This is a genomic window from Paraburkholderia strydomiana (assembly GCF_046030495.1).
Lineage (GTDB): Bacteria > Pseudomonadota > Gammaproteobacteria > Burkholderiales > Burkholderiaceae > Paraburkholderia > Paraburkholderia strydomiana_A.
The window spans coordinates 673,176-689,797 of sequence record NZ_JAQQCJ010000001.1 but is presented as its reverse complement, the minus strand read 5'-3'; the positions used below and the strand labels follow the sequence as shown (position 1 = coordinate 689,797).

Sequence of the window (16,622 nt, the reverse complement as noted above, 5' to 3'; positions counted from 1 at the left end):
CAAACTGAGTGGAGGAGTACACATAATGAATGCCCCGCTAGACGCAGGTCAGCGAGCCTCGCTCGAAGCCGCGTTGTCTTCCGTCACGCTCGACGATAAATACACCCTCGAACGCGGCCGCGCGTACATGAGCGGCATTCAGGCGCTGGTGCGTCTGCCGATGCTGCAACAGGAACGCGACAAGGCCGCCGGACTCAATACCGCCGGCTTCATCTCCGGCTACCGTGGGTCGCCACTCGGCGGACTCGACCAATCTTTGTGGAAGGCGAAGCAGCATCTCGCCGCGCATCGGGTCGTGTTCCAGCCCGGCGTCAACGAAGACCTCGCGGCCACCGCCGTCTGGGGTTCGCAGCAGGTCAACCTGTACCCGAGCGCCAAATACGACGGCGTGTTCTCCATGTGGTACGGCAAGGGACCGGGCGTCGATCGCACCGGCGACGTCTTCAAGCACGGCAATTCGGCCGGCTCCGCGCGCCACGGCGGCGTCCTCGTCCTCGCCGGCGACGACCACGCGGCCAAATCCTCGACGCTCGCGCATCAGTCCGAGCACATCTTCAAGGCATGCGGCCTGCCGGTGCTGTTTCCGTCGAACGTGCAGGAGTATCTCGACTTCGGTCTGCACGGCTGGGCGATGAGCCGCTACTCGGGCCTGTGGGTCGCGATGAAGTGCGTGACCGACGTAGTCGAATCGTCCGCTTCGGTGGATATCGACCCGCACCGCACAAAGATCATCCTGCCGGAGGACTTCGCGATGCCCGACGGCGGCCTGAATATCCGCTGGCCCGATCCGCCGCTGGTGCAGGAAGCGCGTCTGCTCGACTACAAGTGGTACGCCGCGCTTGCCTACGTGCGCGCGAACAAGCTGGACCGTGTCGAAATCGATTCGCCGCATGCGCGCTTCGGCATCATGACCGGCGGCAAGGCCTATCTCGACGTGCGTCAGGCGCTGACCGACCTCGGTCTCGATGACGAAACCTGTTCGCGCATCGGCATCCGGCTCTACAAGGTCGGCTGCGTCTGGCCGCTCGAAGCGCAAGGCGCACAGGCGTTCGCGCGCGGTCTCGACGAAATCCTGGTGGTCGAAGAGAAGCGCCAGATTCTCGAATACGCGATCAAGGAAGAGCTATACAACTGGCCCGACGCACAGCGTCCACGCGTATTCGGCAAGTTCGACGAGAAGGATGGCGCAGGCGGCGAATGGTCGGTGCCGATGGGCAACTGGCTGCTGCCGGCGCATTACGAACTTTCCCCAGCGATCATCGCCAAAGCGATCGCCACGCGGCTCGACAAGTTCGATCTTCCATCGGACGTACGCGCGCGCATTGCCGCGCGCATCGCCTTGATCGAAGCGAAGGAAAAGGCACTCGCACGCCCGCGCGTGGAAGCCGAACGCAAACCGTGGTTCTGCTCGGGCTGCCCGCACAACACGTCGACCAATGTGCCGGAAGGCTCGCGTGCGATGGCCGGCATCGGTTGCCATTACATGACGGTGTGGATGGACCGCAGCACCAGCACGTTCAGCCAGATGGGCGGCGAAGGCGTCGCGTGGATCGGCCAGGCGCCGTTCAGCAACGACAAGCACGTGTTCGCCAATCTCGGCGACGGCACCTACTTCCACTCCGGCCTGCTGGCGATTCGCGCGGCGATCGCGTCGAAGGCGAACATCACCTACAAGCTGCTTTATAACGACGCGGTTGCTATGACCGGCGGCCAACCTGTAGACGGTGTGCTCACCGTGCCGCAGATCACGCATCAGCTCGCCGCCGAAGGCGCGACGAAAATCGTGATCGTCACCGATCAGCCGGAAAAGTATTCGGCGAATGTCGGCCTCGCACCGGGCATCGACATCCACCATCGCGACAAGCTCGACGAAGTGCAGCGTCAGCTGCGCGAAATTCCCGGCACCACGATCCTGATCTACGACCAGACCTGCGCCACCGAGAAGCGCCGCCGCCGCAAACGCGGCACGTATCCGGACCCGGCGCGGCGCGTCGTGATCAACGAGGCCGTGTGCGAAGGCTGCGGCGATTGCTCGGTGAAGTCGAACTGTTTGTCCGTCGAACCGCTCGATACCGAGTACGGCACCAAACGCCAGATCAACCAGTCGACCTGCAACAAGGACTTCTCGTGCGTGAACGGCTTCTGCCCGAGCTTCGTCTCCGTTGAAGGCGGTCAGTTGCGCAAGCCGAAGGCGGCTTCGGGCGTCGGCGGCGACGCGATGCCGCCGGTGCCGGAACCGGAACTGCCGTCCATCGACCGTCCTTATGGCGTGCTGGTCACGGGCGTCGGCGGCACGGGCGTCGTGACGATCGGCGCACTGCTCGGCATGGCCGCGCATCTGGAGAACAAGGGCGTCACCGTGCTCGACGTCACCGGCCTCGCGCAAAAAGGCGGCGCCGTGATGAGCCACGTGCAGATCGCGACGAACCCCGCCGACATCCACGCGACCCGCATCGCGATGGGCGAAGCGAGTCTCGTGATCGGCTGCGATGCGATCGTCACCGCCAGCGACGAATGCGTGTCGCGGATGCAGGCGGGCCGCACGCGCGTGGTGTTGAACAGCGCGCATACGCCGACTGCCGAGCTGATCAAGAATCCGAACTGGCGCTTCCCTGGCGCCAGCACGGAAGCCGACGTGCGCGCCGGCGCCGGCGACGACGGCGTCGCTACGGTCGACGCAAATCATTTCGCGCTCGCCCTGCTCGGCGATGCGATCTACACGAACCCGTTCGTGCTCGGCTACGCGTGGCAGCGGGGCTGGGTGCCGCTCACGTATCAGTCGCTGATGCGCGCGATCGAGTTGAACAACGTGCAGATCGAGAAGAACCGCGCGGCCTTCGAATGGGGCCGGCGCGCCGCGCACGATCTGGCCGCGGTGCGCAAGCTCGTGCAATCGCAGGGACGCGGCGCGGCGGCGGAAACGGCGAGCAGCAAGATCATCGCGCTGCATACGCCGAAGGCGCTCGACACGCTGATCGACAAACGCGCCGACTACCTCGCTGCGTGGCAAAACCGCGCGTATGCCGAGCGTTATCGCGCGCTGGTGTCGGAGGTGCGGGAAGCGGAAGCGGCACTCGACTCGGTCGACGGCCAGTTGCCGCTGACCGAGGCGGTCGCGAAGAATCTGCACAAGCTGATGGCGTACAAGGATGAGTACGAGGTCGCGCGTCTCTACAGCGACCCGGCGTTCATCGAAAAACTGAAGGCGAATTTCGAAGGCGACTGGAAGCTGCACATCCACCTCGCGCCGCCGACGTTTTCGAAGAAGGACGCGCAGGGCCATCTGGTGAAGAAGAAGTACGGCCCGTGGGTCTTCAGCGCGATGCACGTGCTCGCCAAACTCAAGTTCCTGCGCGGCACCGCGTTCGACGTGTTTGGCAAGACGGAGGAGCGTCGTACCGAACGCGCGCTGATCGTCGAGTACCAAGCGCTGGTGCGCGAACTGATCGGCGGGCTGAGCGCGCAGAACCGTGAGCTGGCGCTAGAACTGGCGAATCTGCCCGACGGCATCCGCGGTTATGGGCACGTGAAGGAAAACAACCTGAAGGGCGTGCGAATCAAATGGAACGAGTTGCTGACGCGCTGGCGCTCGCCGGAGGCGGGCAAGACGCAACATGCGGCGTGAGCGTGACAGCGCAAGTTTGATCGCTTGACCGGTTCATCAGTCCGGGTCGGAAATTGAAAAGGCGGAGGCCCTCACGGACCACCGCCTTTTTTTTGTCTGCGATTTTGCCCACGATAAAAAAACGCCACGGAATCACTTCCGTGGCGTTCTTCCCGTCAGTTCGCGGCAGCGCAGGCCTTGGCGCGCGCCCCGCTTCAACCTTCAGGCCATCCGCATTACTTCGCGTTCACCGGTTTGCGCGCGTTTGCCGAAGCCACCGCCGTCATGTTGATGATCCGGCGCACCGTCGCAGCGGGCGTCAGCACATGCACCGGCTTTTCCGCGCCGAGCAGGAACGGACCGACCGTCACGCCTTCGCCGCCGACCATCTTCAGCAGGTTGTAGGCGATGTTCGCCGCTTCGACGTTCGGCATGATCAGCAGGTTCGCTTCGCCGGTCAGCGTCGTGCCCGGGAACGCAGCCTTGCGGACCACTTCCGACAATGCGGCGTCGCCGTGCATCTCCCCGTCGATTTCCAGCGTCGGCGCGCGTTCGGCAATCAGCTTGCGCGCCGCGGCCATGCGTTGCGACGACGAAGACGGCGCGCTGCCGAAGTTCGAATTCGACAGCAACGCGACCTTCGGCGTGATACCGAACTTCTCGATTTCACGCGAAGCCAGCATCGTCATGTCGGCGAGTTGTTCGGCGGTCGGCGTTTCGTTCACGTAGGTGTCGCAGATGAACAGATTGCGGCCCGGCAGCATCAGCAGGTTCATCGCGGCGAAGTTCTGCACGTTGTCCGCCTTGCCCAGCACCTGCTCGATGAACTTCAGGTGCGTGTGGTACTGGCCGATCATCCCGCAGATCATGCCGTCGGCTTCGCCGAGGCGCACGAGGATCGCCCCGATCAGCGTGTTGAACTTGCGCATCGCGGCCTTCGCGACGTCCGGCGTGACGCCTTCGCGCGCGCCGAGTTCGTGGTACGCCTGCCAGCATTTCTGATAGCGCGGATCGTCTTCCGGATCGACGATCTCGACGTCTTCACCGCACTTGAGCTTCGAGCCCATCTTCTTCAGACGCATCTCGATCACCGACGGACGGCCCACCAGAATCGGCTTGGCGATCTTTTCGAGCAGCACGAATTGCGCGGCGCGCAGCACGCGCTCGTCTTCACCTTCGGCGAACACGATGCGCGCCGGCTCCGACTTCGCCGCCGCGAACACCGGGCGCATCACCATGCCGGTGCGATAGACAGTCGTGCCGAGTTCTTCGCGGTACGCGTCCATGTCCTTGATCGGACGGGTCGCGACGCCCGAATCCATCGCAGCCTGCGCAACAGCCGGTGCGATCTTGATGATCAGGCGCGGATCGAACGGCTTCGGAATCAGGTATTCCGGGCCGAATTCCAGCGAGTGGCCTTCGTACGCCTTCGCGACTTCATCGCCCTGATCGGTTTCCTCGGCCAGCTCGGCAATCGCGCGCACGCATGCGAGCTTCATTTCTTCGGTGATCGTGGTTGCGCCGACATCCAGCGCGCCACGGAAGATGAACGGGAAGCACAGCACGTTGTTGACCTGGTTCGGATAGTCCGAACGGCCCGTCGCGATGATGCAGTCCGGGCGGACCTTCTTCGCTTCTTCCGGGCGGATTTCCGGCTCGGGATTCGCCAGCGCCAGAATCAGCGGCTGGGTGCCCATTTCGGCGACCATTTCCGGCTTCAGCACGCCGGCGCTCGAGCAGCCGAGGAACACGTCGGCGCCGCGAATCGCGTCGGCCAGCGTGCGCGCTTCGGTGTTCGCCGCGTAGCGCTCCTTCGACGGATCGAGATTGCCGCGGCCTTCGTAGATCACGCCCTTGGAATCGGTGACGAGAATGTTCTTCTTCGACAGACCGAGATTCACCAGCAGATCCAGACAGGCGATGGCTGCCGCGCCCGCGCCCGAACACACCAGCTTCACTTCGTCGAGCTTCTTGCCGACCACTTTCAGGCCGTTCAGGATCGCCGCCGACGCGATGATCGCCGTGCCGTGCTGATCGTCGTGGAAGACGGGGATCTTCATGCGCTCACGCAGCTTCTTCTCGATGTAGAAGCACTCCGGCGCCTTGATGTCTTCGAGATTGATGCCGCCGAGCGTGGGCTCGAGCATCGCGATCGCTTCAACCAGCTTGTCCGGATCGGTCTCGGAAAGTTCGATGTCGAACACATCGATGCCGGCGAACTTCTTGAACAGGCAACCCTTGCCTTCCATCACCGGCTTCGCGGCGAGCGGGCCGATGTTGCCGAGGCCGAGCACGGCTGTGCCATTTGTGATCACGCCGACCAGGTTGCCGCGCGACGTGTACTTCTGCGCGTCGAGCGGTTCGTCGTAGATCGCCATGCAGGCTGCGGCGACACCCGGCGAATACGCGAGCGACAGATCGAGCTGATTCGATAGCGGCTTGGTGGGCGTAACCGAAATCTTGCCGGGTTTCGGATTCTGGTGGTATGCGAGAGCGCTTTGCTTAAGTTGTTCGTCCATTTTTTGGCCTGCGAGACGTAAGAAATTGGGCCCGGCACACCGCACAGCCGGCGTCGCCTGCATCTGTCGAATGAAGCACCGACCGAGGCGGTTTTGCGCATGCGCCGGGTAGGCGTGACGTTGAACCGCGACGACGAACAGGGCAATGCGAGGACGATACGGAGTGCTTCGCGGGCCGGTTAGTGTACACCCCGCATGCGTCGATGCACTGAGTGGTTAACACGACTCGCCATCGGCGAAACAAGGGCTGGCGATGCTGCGGCGCCGCACGCATTGCGCGGTTTGTCGTCCGCACGTGATACGCAGGCCATGGCGGCCCGTCACGCTCATTCGAGCTCGGCGCCGCGTCGTTCGGGAATCAGAAAAAGTGTCGCGAAGATGTCGAGCAGATAGATCGACGCGAGCAAGGCAAGCGCCGCGCCGAACGAATAACGTGCGGCCAATGCGCCCACCACCACCGGCCCAAACCCGCCGACCGCCCGGCCGACGTTGAACAGCACGTTCTGGGCGGTGGCGCGCGCATCGGTCGGATAGAGCTCGGAAATCAGCGCGCCGTAACCGCCGATCATTCCATTGACGAACACGCCCATCGCCGCGCCGCCGAACAACAGAGCCATGGGCGTGCTCAGGTGCGCGTAGACGAACACCATCACCACGGCACCCGCCTGGTAGAACAGAAAAGTCGGCTTGCGGCCGAAGCGATCGGCCGCGATGCCGAACAGCCAGATGCCGCTCGCCATGCCGAGTATCGTCGCCGCGGTCCAGATGCCGGACTTGGTCAGCGAATAGCCGAAGGTCTGCGACAGATAGCTCGGAAGCCAGATCATGAGACCGTAATAGCCGAAGTTCTGCACCGAACATAGGATCGCCACACCGATGCTGGCGCGCGTGGTGCGACCATCGGCGACCAGCAGTTTGAACGGCAACTTGCGCATGCCGCGCGCCACGCGCTCGTTGAAGAGCGCCGGCTCCTCGACGCGGCGCCGCACGAAGAACGAGACGACGGCGGGCAGCAGTCCGAGGGCGAACATGCCGCGCCAGCCGATCACCGGCAATAGCAATGGGGTCAACAAAGCGGCCGCCAGCACGCCGGCCTGCCAGCCGAGCCCGACATACGACGATGCACGCGCCCGCTGCGACGCCGGCCACGCTTCGGCCACCAGCGCCATGCCGATGCCGAATTCGCCGCCGAGCCCAATGCCGGCGATGGTCCGGTACACCAGCAGGTCCGTATAGCCCTGCGCCAGCGCGCACAAGCCGGTGAAGACGGCGAACAGCAGGATCGTCCAGGTCAGCATCCGCACGCGACCGAAATAGTCGCTCAGCACACCGAAGATCAGACCGCCCGCGACGGCGCCGATCAGCGTCCATGTGACGAGCGAGCCGGCCTGGGTGGAGGTCAGATGCAGGTCGGCGGCGATCACCGGCAGCATGAAACCGAGGATCAGCAGATCGAAGCCGTCCATCGCATAACCCAGCGCCGACGCGAGCAGCGCGCGGCCCGCATAACCATTTTTCGCGGGGGCACGGGTGTCGGTAGCGGGGGCGGCGGCAGTCATTGAAAGCATTCCGTAGGTCAGAGGGGGAGCGCGAGGCGGCGCCCGAGAAATTCGCGTGAGTGTAAAGGCGCCCCTGGTTGCTCACAAGCCAGACCAAAATGCGGCGGCCGTGCTCCTGCGCAGAATCGACAGCCCGCCCCTGGCATGGCCCGCAACGCCTGCCTGGCGCGGCCGCTATGACCGCCATTCGCGCTAGCCGCGCACGACGGCCTCGTCCGAAGGGTCCATTTCAGGTAAAATGTCGGCCTACGCGCGCAGCAAAAACCGGCCTTTGTCCACGACAGGCGCCACTGACCGGCAGCGTATTCCGCCCAGCATGGCGCGGCATACCTCGCTTGCTGCGCCACCGGGCCGCGCGCCCGCTTCTCCCGCTCATACCCAAGGATCCCGCCCATGACAGGCTTCGATCGCCAGACGATCTCCGACACGACCGCAAAAATGCTGCTGGAAGTTCAGGCAGTGCACTTCAACGCGGAGAAACCGTACATTTTCACGTCCGGCTGGGCGAGCCCGGTTTATATCGACTGCCGCAAGCTGATTTCGTATCCGCGCGTGCGCCGTGGCCTGATGGAAATGGCCGAAGCCACTATCCTGCGCGACGTCGGCTATGAGCAGATCGACGCCGTCGCCGGTGGCGAAACCGCAGGCATCCCGTTCGCGGCATGGCTGTCCGACCGCCTCATGGTGCCGATGCAATACGTGCGCAAGAAGCCGAAGGGTTTCGGCCGCAACGCGCAGATCGAGGGCCTGCTGACCGAAGGTCAGCGCGTGCTGCTGGTTGAAGACCTGACCACCGACAGCCGCAGCAAGATCAACTTCATCAACGCGCTGCGCACCGCCGGCGCCACGGTGAATCACTGCTTCGTGCTGTTCCACTACAACATCTTCAAGGAAAGCGTGTCGGTGCTGAAAGACATCGACGTCGATCTGCACGCGCTGGCCACGTGGTGGGACGTCTTGCGCGTCGCCAAGGAAAACAAATACTTCGACACCAAGACGCTCGACGAAGTGGAAAAATTCCTGCACGCGCCCGCTGAATGGTCGGCAGCGCATGGCGGCGCGAACGCGACGCCGCAGTAAGCGGCAAACTCTGCGTTAGCGCCGACGTTCTAGCCGTCTGAATTGAAAAAGCCGCCTGTCTCACGACAGGCGGCTTTTTGTTTACTCGGCGCTAAGCTTTGTGGCCGGGATCGCCCGGTGCGGGCGACGACAGATTCAGCAAGCCGTTGCTCTGCGCATACTGGAACAATTCGGAATCGCGATCGATGCCGAGCTTGCGCATCGCCGCGTTTTTCTGAGTGCTGATCGTCTTGATGCTGCGGTTGAGCTGCTCGGAGATTTCCTTGATCGTCATGCCCGATACGAATAGACGCACCACTTCCAGTTCGCGTTTGGACAGCATGACGTCATCGCTCTTGCCGCCGGAATTCATGCGTAGCGCATCCAGCACCGCCTTCACCGACGGGCTCATATACTCGAGGTTGCGGCTGACATGTTGCACCGCGAGACCAATGTGGCTCAAATCGTCCGATTTATGGACGACAGACGTCACGCCAAGCTCCCTCAACCGTTTCAGCAGTGCTGCATTTTCCAGCATGGTGAGCACGACAATGGGAAGGTCCGGGAAATTGCGACGCAGATAGCCGATCAACTGCAGCCCGTCGCCATACTGGCCGCCGGGCATCGCCAGATCCGTAACGAGCACGTCGCAGGGCGCGGTTTGCAACATCTTGACCAGCTCAGTTGACTGCCGCGCACGACCGACGACTTCCATCCCCGGAAACTTGAGCAGCGCGTGCTCCGCACCGAACAGAATGACCGGGTGATCGTCGGCGACTACGACCTTGAGTGGATCAAGCATCGCCCTCCTTTTGATTGGTAAACCACTCTCCACAACTTCTACCATGTCTTTCTGTCTTGGTACTCACAGGAATGAGAACGCGGCGCCGGTGTCGCGCGGGCGATTCCTCCGACTATAGCCGATTTCCCCTTCGCAAATGCCGCAGCGTGGCAACAATGATGTATCGCAGAGCTAATGTTAGACTTGATTCGACCTTGGGGCACGATTAAGGACAACAACCATCGCGAGGACAAGCGCCTCGCGCCCTGACAGGAGAACCGGCACATGCGCTCGCGTTGCCTGGTTGTTTCGCTTGCTTTACCGCTGTACCGTACGCCGTTCTTCACCTGCGCGACGCTGGGGCTGGCTCTATTCATGATGCATAGTCCGCGCGCGTTCGCCGAGGCCACATTCACGCTGACGAGCGCCAGTTTCCATAACGGCAAGGTGGAAGCCGCACAGGTTTTCAATCAGGCCGACTGCAAAGGCGGCAACCGTTCACCGCAATTGACGTGGCGCGACGCGCCGCCAGGCACGCGCAGTTTCGCGATCACCATGTTCGATCAGGATGCGCCGGGCCGCGGCTGGTGGCATTGGGCGGTCGCCGGCATTCCGGCGAAGGTCGACAACTTGCCCGAGAATGCGAGTTCCTCCGGGTTCCTTACTAAACTCGGCGCGGTCGAGGCGCGCAACGACTTCGATACCGACGGCTATGGCGGCCCCTGTCCACCGCCGGGCAAACCGCATCGCTACATCGTGACTGTTTATGCACTGAGCACCGCCGACCTGCGCCTCGCGCAAGGGCGTCCGGCGCTGATGTTCGATCACGAAATCGGCACGGCCTCGCTCGGTAGTGCGCGGATGGTGGTCACTTACGGGCGGTAGCGTCGTCCGACGGGTTCGTCGGATCGAAACGCAGCGACGCGGCGAGCTCATGCAGATTGGCGTACGGTTTGCATCGACATGCCGCGCGCGCGGAATTTCTGTCATGCGCGCACGTTAATGTGCGGCGAGGCGGTGCGCGCGGCTCCCGGCGCACCATGGCCGCGCCTGATCCCATCCTGTTTCACTACTGCCGGAGAACCTCATGTCGAAGATCGTCATCGTTTATCACAGCGGCTACGGCCACACGAAGAAGGTCGCGGAAGCCGTGCTCGCGGGCACCATCGAAGCGGGCGCGCAGGCCCGGCTTTTGCCGGTTGGCGAAATCGACGACGCGACCTGGGCCGAACTGGCCGAGGCCGACGCCATCATCTTCGGCGCGCCGACCTACATGGGCGGTCCGTCGGCGGACTTCAAGAAATTCGCCGATGCGAGTTCGAAGCCGTGGTTCGGCCAAACGTGGAAAGACAAGATCGCGGCCGGCTTCACCAACTCGGCGACCATGAACGGCGACAAGTTCTCGACGATCCAGTACTTCGTCACGCTCGCGATGCAACACGGCATGATCTGGGCGGGCACCGGTATGATGCCGTCGAACACCAAGGCGGCGACCCGCAACGATCTGAACTACGTGGGCGGCTCGACTGGCCTGCTCACGCAGTCGCCGGCCGACGCGTCGCCGGAAGAGGCGCCGCCCGCCGGCGATCTGGAAACGGCGCGGATGTTCGGCGCCCGCGTTGCCGGCGTCACGGCACGGTGGATCGCCGCGCAGGGCTAGCGTGCGTCCTCTGTCGCGAACCGGGTGGCATCGGCTGGCATCTACCGCACAACAGGTCACGCCGATGTCACGTTCGGCGCGCATCGTCGTTTTTTTCGCCCCGTGTCGCACGTCCGCCGCCATGAGGTCTTAAAATAGCGTTCCGGCGCGGCGTCGCGCCCCTGTTTCCAGCAAGCGAGTGAGATCGAGATGAGCACGAAAGTTTTTGTCGACGGACAGGAAGGCACGACCGGCCTGAAGATTTTTGAGTACCTGTCGCAACGCGCCGACGTGGAGATCCTGCGTATCGAAGAAGCGAAGCGCAAAGACCTCGAAGAGCGCCGCCGTCTCATCAATGCGTCGGACGTCACGTTCCTGTGCCTGCCCGATGTCGCGTCGCGCGAATCCGCTTCGCTGGTCGCCAACGATCGCACCGTGCTGATCGACGCGAGCACCGCGTTTCGCACCTCCGCCGACTGGGCGTACGGCCTGCCCGAACTGGCCCGTACGCAACGCGAGCGTCTGCGTACGGCCAAGCGCATCGCCGTGCCTGGCTGCCACGCGTCGGCCTTCGTGCTGGCAATGCGTCCGCTCGTCGAAGCCGGTGTGGTCGCGGCCGACTTCGCCGCGCACGCTTATTCGATCACCGGCTATAGCGGCGGCGGCAAGAAGATGATTGCCGACTACGAAGCCGGCGGCAACGACAAGCTCAAGAGCCCGCGTCCCTATGCGCTCGGCCTCACGCACAAGCATCTGCCGGAAATGGCGGCGCACACGGGTCTGACTTCGGCGCCGATCTTCACGCCGATCGTCGGCGACTTCTACAAGGGTCTTGCCGTCACCACGTTCTTCTCGCCGAATCAGTTGGCGAAAAAAGCCACGCCGCAAGACGTGCAGGCGCTGTTCGCCGAGTACTACGCGGGCGAAGCCTTCGTGCGCGTCGCACCGTTCGATGCGGACGCGAACCTGGACAGCGGCTTTTTCGACGTGCAGGCGAACAACGACACCAACCGTGTCGACCTGTTCGTGTTCGGCAACGAAGAACGCTTCGTGACCGTCGCGCGACTGGACAATCTGGGCAAGGGCGCATCGGGCGCGGCGATCCAGTGTATGAATCTCGCCATCGGCGCGGCCGAAGAAAGCGGCTTGAAACGCTGAATAAACGCGGTATCGACGGCAATTCGCCGTCGTCCCCATCGAAAAGCCGGTCTGCAAAGACCGGCTTTTTTGCTTTAAAAACACTCCCGTTAATTCTCATCGCAAGCGCGATCGGTACGAGTCCGCATTTCTTAAAAAAGAAAAATCGCAGCGCTTTCGACTACCGGTAATTCATTCCTCCAATTCGTTCACCCCGCATAGTTTTCCGCCTAGGGAAATACCTGATTTTTTCTCGAACGGTCGTTCGAAGATGATAGAGCCTTTTTGCCGTAACGCCTGCCCATCAAGGGCGTGCGAGGAAGCAACGGCGTCGTCCCATTCGCGAAAATTGCTTTTTTGTTTAAAAGGGCCGCAAGTGTCCGCGCAGTGCGTACGCGCCGAAATTCGCGCTGTTTGAATCGGTCTTTTTAGACGGCTCATTCAATTGACATCGATTAACCGCGCAGCGAAATTACTTCGCACAATTACATGAATGGAGACAGCGGTATGTCGAACGCCATTAATCTCGGCCTCGCAATGGCCCTTGCCACAGCGCCATTACTCGTCGCTTGCGGTGGCGGCAAGGCCGACAGTCCAGGCACGATCGACACGCCGCAATGCTCCGGCGCGAGTTGCGGCGTGCAGGGGCCGCCCCCCACGGGCACCAGCGCGGCCGCGTTGTGCCCCGCTACCGCCGACATCGTCAAAACCACCTATCTGGGTGGAGCGGGAAGCGGTGAAGTCGTCCAGGTGAACATCGACGCGACGGCGATGACGTACACGCTGAAGTGGCTCGAATCGCCGATTCCGTTGCGCACGGGTCAGGTCACTCCGACCCGCGCCGGCACGCGAATCACCGGCGCGGTGATCCACCCGCCGGCCGGCGCGCTGCCGACCGCCGAACAAACGCGCTGTGCGTTCATTCTCGGCGCGGGCACCGGCACCGCACCCGGCGACGGCCAGCCCTACACCACGCCGGACTTCGTCAACAACCCCAATCCGCCGATGATCCTCGTCGGCCTCGGCGTCGCAGGCGGCGGCATCCCGGGCGCAACGGTCCAGTTCGACGGGCTGACTATTCCGCTCGTCGGCTCGGGCATCGGCAAGGTGCCGAGCCGCCACTTCGACTTCTATCCGTTCCTCGGCTTTGCCAGCACGACGACCGACCTCACCAAACTGGCCGGCACGTACAACGGCTTGCTGTATCACCTCGCGCCGTCGGGCAACTATGCGACGGTCGCGACCAACACGGTCGAAACCTTCGACGCGAGCGGCGCCTGCACGAGCAGCAATACCGCCAATCCGAACTACTCGCCGAACGCCGGTGGTTGTCTGACGACCGGCAATCCGCTGACGCTGAACAGCAATGGCTATTTCGACAGCCAGCTCGCGCCGCAGATCGTGCCGCAATTCCAGTTGCCGCTCATCGGCGCGAGCGGCAAGTCGGCGACCGCGCACATGATTCTCGGCCAGATCAACGGCGCGACCATGCCGCTGGTCGTGCGCACGGGCTCCATCAATCTCGGCACCGCTCCATTCCACCTCGACGCGAAGGTCGACGACGAATCCGGCATCGCCATGCTCGCTGCGGCCACGCCGCTTGCCTCCGGCGGTTTCGACGGCGGCTACGCGGGCGCCGACTCGAATTTCAGGAACACCGCGACCTTGATCCAGGGCGCCGTCGGCACGTTCATCAACCCGTCGACTTCCGCGCCCGAAGACCACTTCGGTTTGACCTACGGTCTGCAGAGCCCCGGCCTGGTCGGCGTGCAGGGCAGTGGCGCCGGCTTCGCGATTGCGTCGGGCGGCCTCTATGCCATCGCCATCCAGGGCACGGAGAACGGCGGCATCGCGCCGACCTCGGCCAACGCGGATACGCCGAGCACGCCCTACTTCGGCATCGGCGCGCAGATCAGCAAGTGACGCGCAATGAGCCGGCCGTGCGCGGCGCGGGCAAAACACAAAGCAAGACGTGGCTGGACTGGGAGCCGGCCACCTACAACGAGAAAATTCTGGAGGCGGTATGAATTGGAGAATCCTTTCGGTGCTCGCTTTTGCTGCACCGTTGCTGGGGGCGTGCGGTGGTGGTGGAGGCGGCGGTGATGGGCCGGTGACGGAAGTCCGTCTGTGTCCTGCGTCGCTCGATTACGGCACCGTGTTCACGGGCGGCGGCGGTGACGGCGAACTGGTCAAGTTGCAACTCGATACGACCAGGATGACGTGGCAGGTCAATTACATCGAGTCGCCGATCCCCGCCACCCCCGGCACCGTCGTCCCGACTCGCGCCGGCCAAACCGCGAGCGGCACGCTGACGCAGGAAACCCTGCTGCCGACCAACAAGCTCAACCAGTGCGCGTTCCGCCTGAACGGCGCGAGTCTCGACCCGAACCGGCCGGCGCGGATTTTCATCGGCGAAGGGGTGGCGGGCGGCACGATTCCCGGCGCGGAGATTTCGTTCGGCGGGATTCTCGGGGTGGGCGCGGTGCCCGATACCACCTTCCCGTATTACCCGTTCATCGGCTTCTCGTCGATTGAAACGAATCTCGCGAACGTCGCCGGCACCTACAACCAGCTTGGCTACCACCAGGTGCCGTCGCAAAACTTCGCGCCGGTCGCGGTCGATTCGAAGATCACGATCAACGCGGACGGCACCTGGAGCGAGTGCGACAACTCCGGCATCAACGCCGGCACCTGCCAGCAACCGGGCGGCAATTTCGCTCCGGCGGCCGACGGCAGCGGCGCGTTCCAGACCAACAACTTCCTCGGCCAGGCGAAACCGACGCTCGCGACCACGCCGAAAGCCCGCGGTTACATGATCGTCGGCAAACTGCGCAACCAGCTGGTGCCGATCCTCGTGCGCGCCGGCGCCGCGAACTCGTCGATCACCGTGCCGCAAAACGACGCGCTCGGCCCCTATGCCGACGACGAATCGGGCATCTCGATCCTGTCGCCGCAAAACACGATCGCGGTGAACTCGCAGAACGGTGAGTACATCGGCGTGGATAGCCAGTTCGATTACCGCACCACCGCGCTCGAAGGCACCGAGGCCACGCTGCTGGATCCGTTCAACGCCTCGCAGGCCTCGCTCGCGACCGCGCTGAATCTGGACTTCACGCAAACCGTGCCGGGCGTCGTGACGACCACGCATGTGGGCGCTTCGACCGGCACCGCGCCGACCGGAAAGATGATCTTCACGGGCGCTGTGTTCGGCTACCTCGATCTGACCAACGCGGCCTCGCCGTACTTCACGATCGGCGCCTTCGTCCAGTAGCGGGCTCAGCATGCGCCGCCCGTGCGCCGCGCGGCGTTCGCATTCCGGCTGCCGCGCGCACACGCGGCGCGGCAGCCATCGCCCCACGACCATCCAGCGCCCTGTCCGGGCCGACAGCCCGCGGCCGCTCGTCGCGTGCGAGGCGCCGCACGAGCGTCTGAGGAGAAAAACATGAAGAAGATCTGTCTCGCGTTGCTGGCCACGCTGCTGTCGGCCAGTGCGTACGCCCAGCATGCGGGCGACAACGTCGCCGTGCTCGGCTGGTTCCACGTGATGCCGCAGGATTCGAGCACGCCGCTCACCACCCACGTCGCGCCGACGCCGATCAACACGCCGCTGCGCCTGCCGAGTTCGTTCACGTCGGCCGGCACGGGCTTGTCGACCAATAACGCCGATACCGTGGGTCTCGTTTTCAGCCACTACCTCACCGACCACATCGCGGTGACGACGGTGGCGGGCGTGCCGCCCGTCTTCAAGATCTACGGGCACGGCGTTATCAAGCCGCCGGGACCGGCGGGCGCGCTCGGTCAGCAGGATCTGGGTGATCCGCAGGCCAATCCGATCGTGAAGAGCGTGCGCCAGTGGAGCCCGGCGCTGATGTTCCAGTACTACTTCAACTCGCCGACGGCGAAGTTCCGGCCGTTCGTCGGCATCGGCGTGTCGTACAACTGGTTCTCCGATGTCCAGCTCAGCGACAACTTCGTCAAGTCGACTCAGAACAACCTCGGCGCTGTGCTGGCCGCGGGCGCCGGCAAGCCGGGGCAGACGCAGGTGTCTGCAAAGGCGTCGTCGTCATGGGCGCCGGTGTTCAATGCGGGTCTCGCGTACAACATCACCGATCACTGGGGTCTCGTGGCCTCGGTCACCTACATTCCGCTGAAGACCACGTCGTCGGTCATCATCAAGGCGGCAGATGGTACGGAGTTGGGGGTGTCGAAGGCGGACCTGAAGGCCGATCCGATCATTTCCTTCCTGGCCATCTCGTACCGGTTCTGAGTTCTATGCCCCATATGACAAAGCCGGGGATCCTCCGCAACGGATCAGCCGGCTTTG

Annotated in this window: 11 protein-coding genes; 8 read left to right on the top strand and 3 right to left on the bottom strand. The window is 63.5% G+C overall.

The genetic code is table 11. From position 1 onward, the window contains the following. The first annotated feature begins 25 nt into the window (after nt 1-25). On the top strand, nt 26-3,625 hold the full coding sequence (locus PQQ53_RS03140; RefSeq protein WP_408323264.1) for an indolepyruvate ferredoxin oxidoreductase family protein: 3,600 nt from the start codon (nt 26-28) through the stop codon (nt 3,623-3,625). A gap of 215 nt (nt 3,626-3,840) precedes the next feature. Here the strand turns inward: PQQ53_RS03140 and PQQ53_RS03135 are convergent, their stop codons facing one another. Both PQQ53_RS03135 and PQQ53_RS03130 read right to left on the bottom strand, forming a co-directional pair. Continuing rightward, nucleotides 3,841-6,123, bottom strand: coding sequence for an NADP-dependent malic enzyme (locus tag PQQ53_RS03135; RefSeq protein WP_408140350.1), 2,283 nt, complete (start codon nt 6,121-6,123; stop codon nt 3,841-3,843). Nucleotides 6,124-6,449: 326 nt separating this feature from the next. Beyond that, a complete protein-coding gene (locus tag PQQ53_RS03130) occupies nt 6,450-7,682 on the bottom strand; it encodes an MFS transporter (protein WP_408140348.1) in 1,233 nt (410 codons plus the stop codon). A 393-nt stretch (nt 7,683-8,075) separates the two neighbouring features. On the opposite strand from PQQ53_RS03130, the gene PQQ53_RS03125 reads away from it, so the two are divergent. Next, nucleotides 8,076-8,762: an orotate phosphoribosyltransferase gene (locus PQQ53_RS03125; protein WP_042326936.1), complete on the top strand. Its 687-nt coding sequence runs from the start codon at nt 8,076-8,078 to the stop codon at nt 8,760-8,762. Between the two features lie 91 nt (nt 8,763-8,853). Here the strand turns inward: PQQ53_RS03125 and PQQ53_RS03120 are convergent, their stop codons facing one another. Continuing rightward, nucleotides 8,854-9,543, bottom strand: coding sequence for a response regulator (locus tag PQQ53_RS03120; protein WP_408140410.1), 690 nt, complete (start codon nt 9,541-9,543; stop codon nt 8,854-8,856). Between the two features lie 264 nt (nt 9,544-9,807). Here PQQ53_RS03120 and PQQ53_RS03115 point away from each other — a divergent pair, with 264 nt between their 5' ends. From PQQ53_RS03115 to PQQ53_RS03090, 6 genes are all read left to right on the top strand, one after another. After that, on the top strand, nt 9,808-10,407 hold the full coding sequence (locus PQQ53_RS03115; RefSeq protein ID WP_408140347.1) for a YbhB/YbcL family Raf kinase inhibitor-like protein: 600 nt from the start codon (nt 9,808-9,810) through the stop codon (nt 10,405-10,407). Nucleotides 10,408-10,609: 202 nt separating this feature from the next. Continuing rightward, complete coding sequence (locus PQQ53_RS03110) at nt 10,610-11,182, top strand: flavodoxin family protein (RefSeq protein ID WP_408140346.1); 573 nt, start codon at nt 10,610-10,612, stop codon at nt 11,180-11,182. A gap of 189 nt (nt 11,183-11,371) precedes the next feature. After that, nucleotides 11,372-12,319, top strand: coding sequence for an N-acetyl-gamma-glutamyl-phosphate reductase (gene argC, locus PQQ53_RS03105; RefSeq protein WP_175165037.1), 948 nt, complete (start codon nt 11,372-11,374; stop codon nt 12,317-12,319). A gap of 486 nt (nt 12,320-12,805) precedes the next feature. Continuing rightward, nucleotides 12,806-14,221: a DUF2957 domain-containing protein gene (locus PQQ53_RS03100; RefSeq protein ID WP_408323263.1), complete on the top strand. Its 1,416-nt coding sequence runs from the start codon at nt 12,806-12,808 to the stop codon at nt 14,219-14,221. Between the two features lie 100 nt (nt 14,222-14,321). After that, nucleotides 14,322-15,569: a DUF2957 domain-containing protein gene (locus PQQ53_RS03095; RefSeq protein ID WP_408323262.1), complete on the top strand. Its 1,248-nt coding sequence runs from the start codon at nt 14,322-14,324 to the stop codon at nt 15,567-15,569. A 171-nt stretch (nt 15,570-15,740) separates the two neighbouring features. Next, a complete protein-coding gene (locus PQQ53_RS03090) occupies nt 15,741-16,565 on the top strand; it encodes an OmpW/AlkL family protein (RefSeq protein ID WP_408152818.1) in 825 nt (274 codons plus the stop codon). The last annotated feature ends 57 nt before the right edge of the window (nt 16,566-16,622 follow it).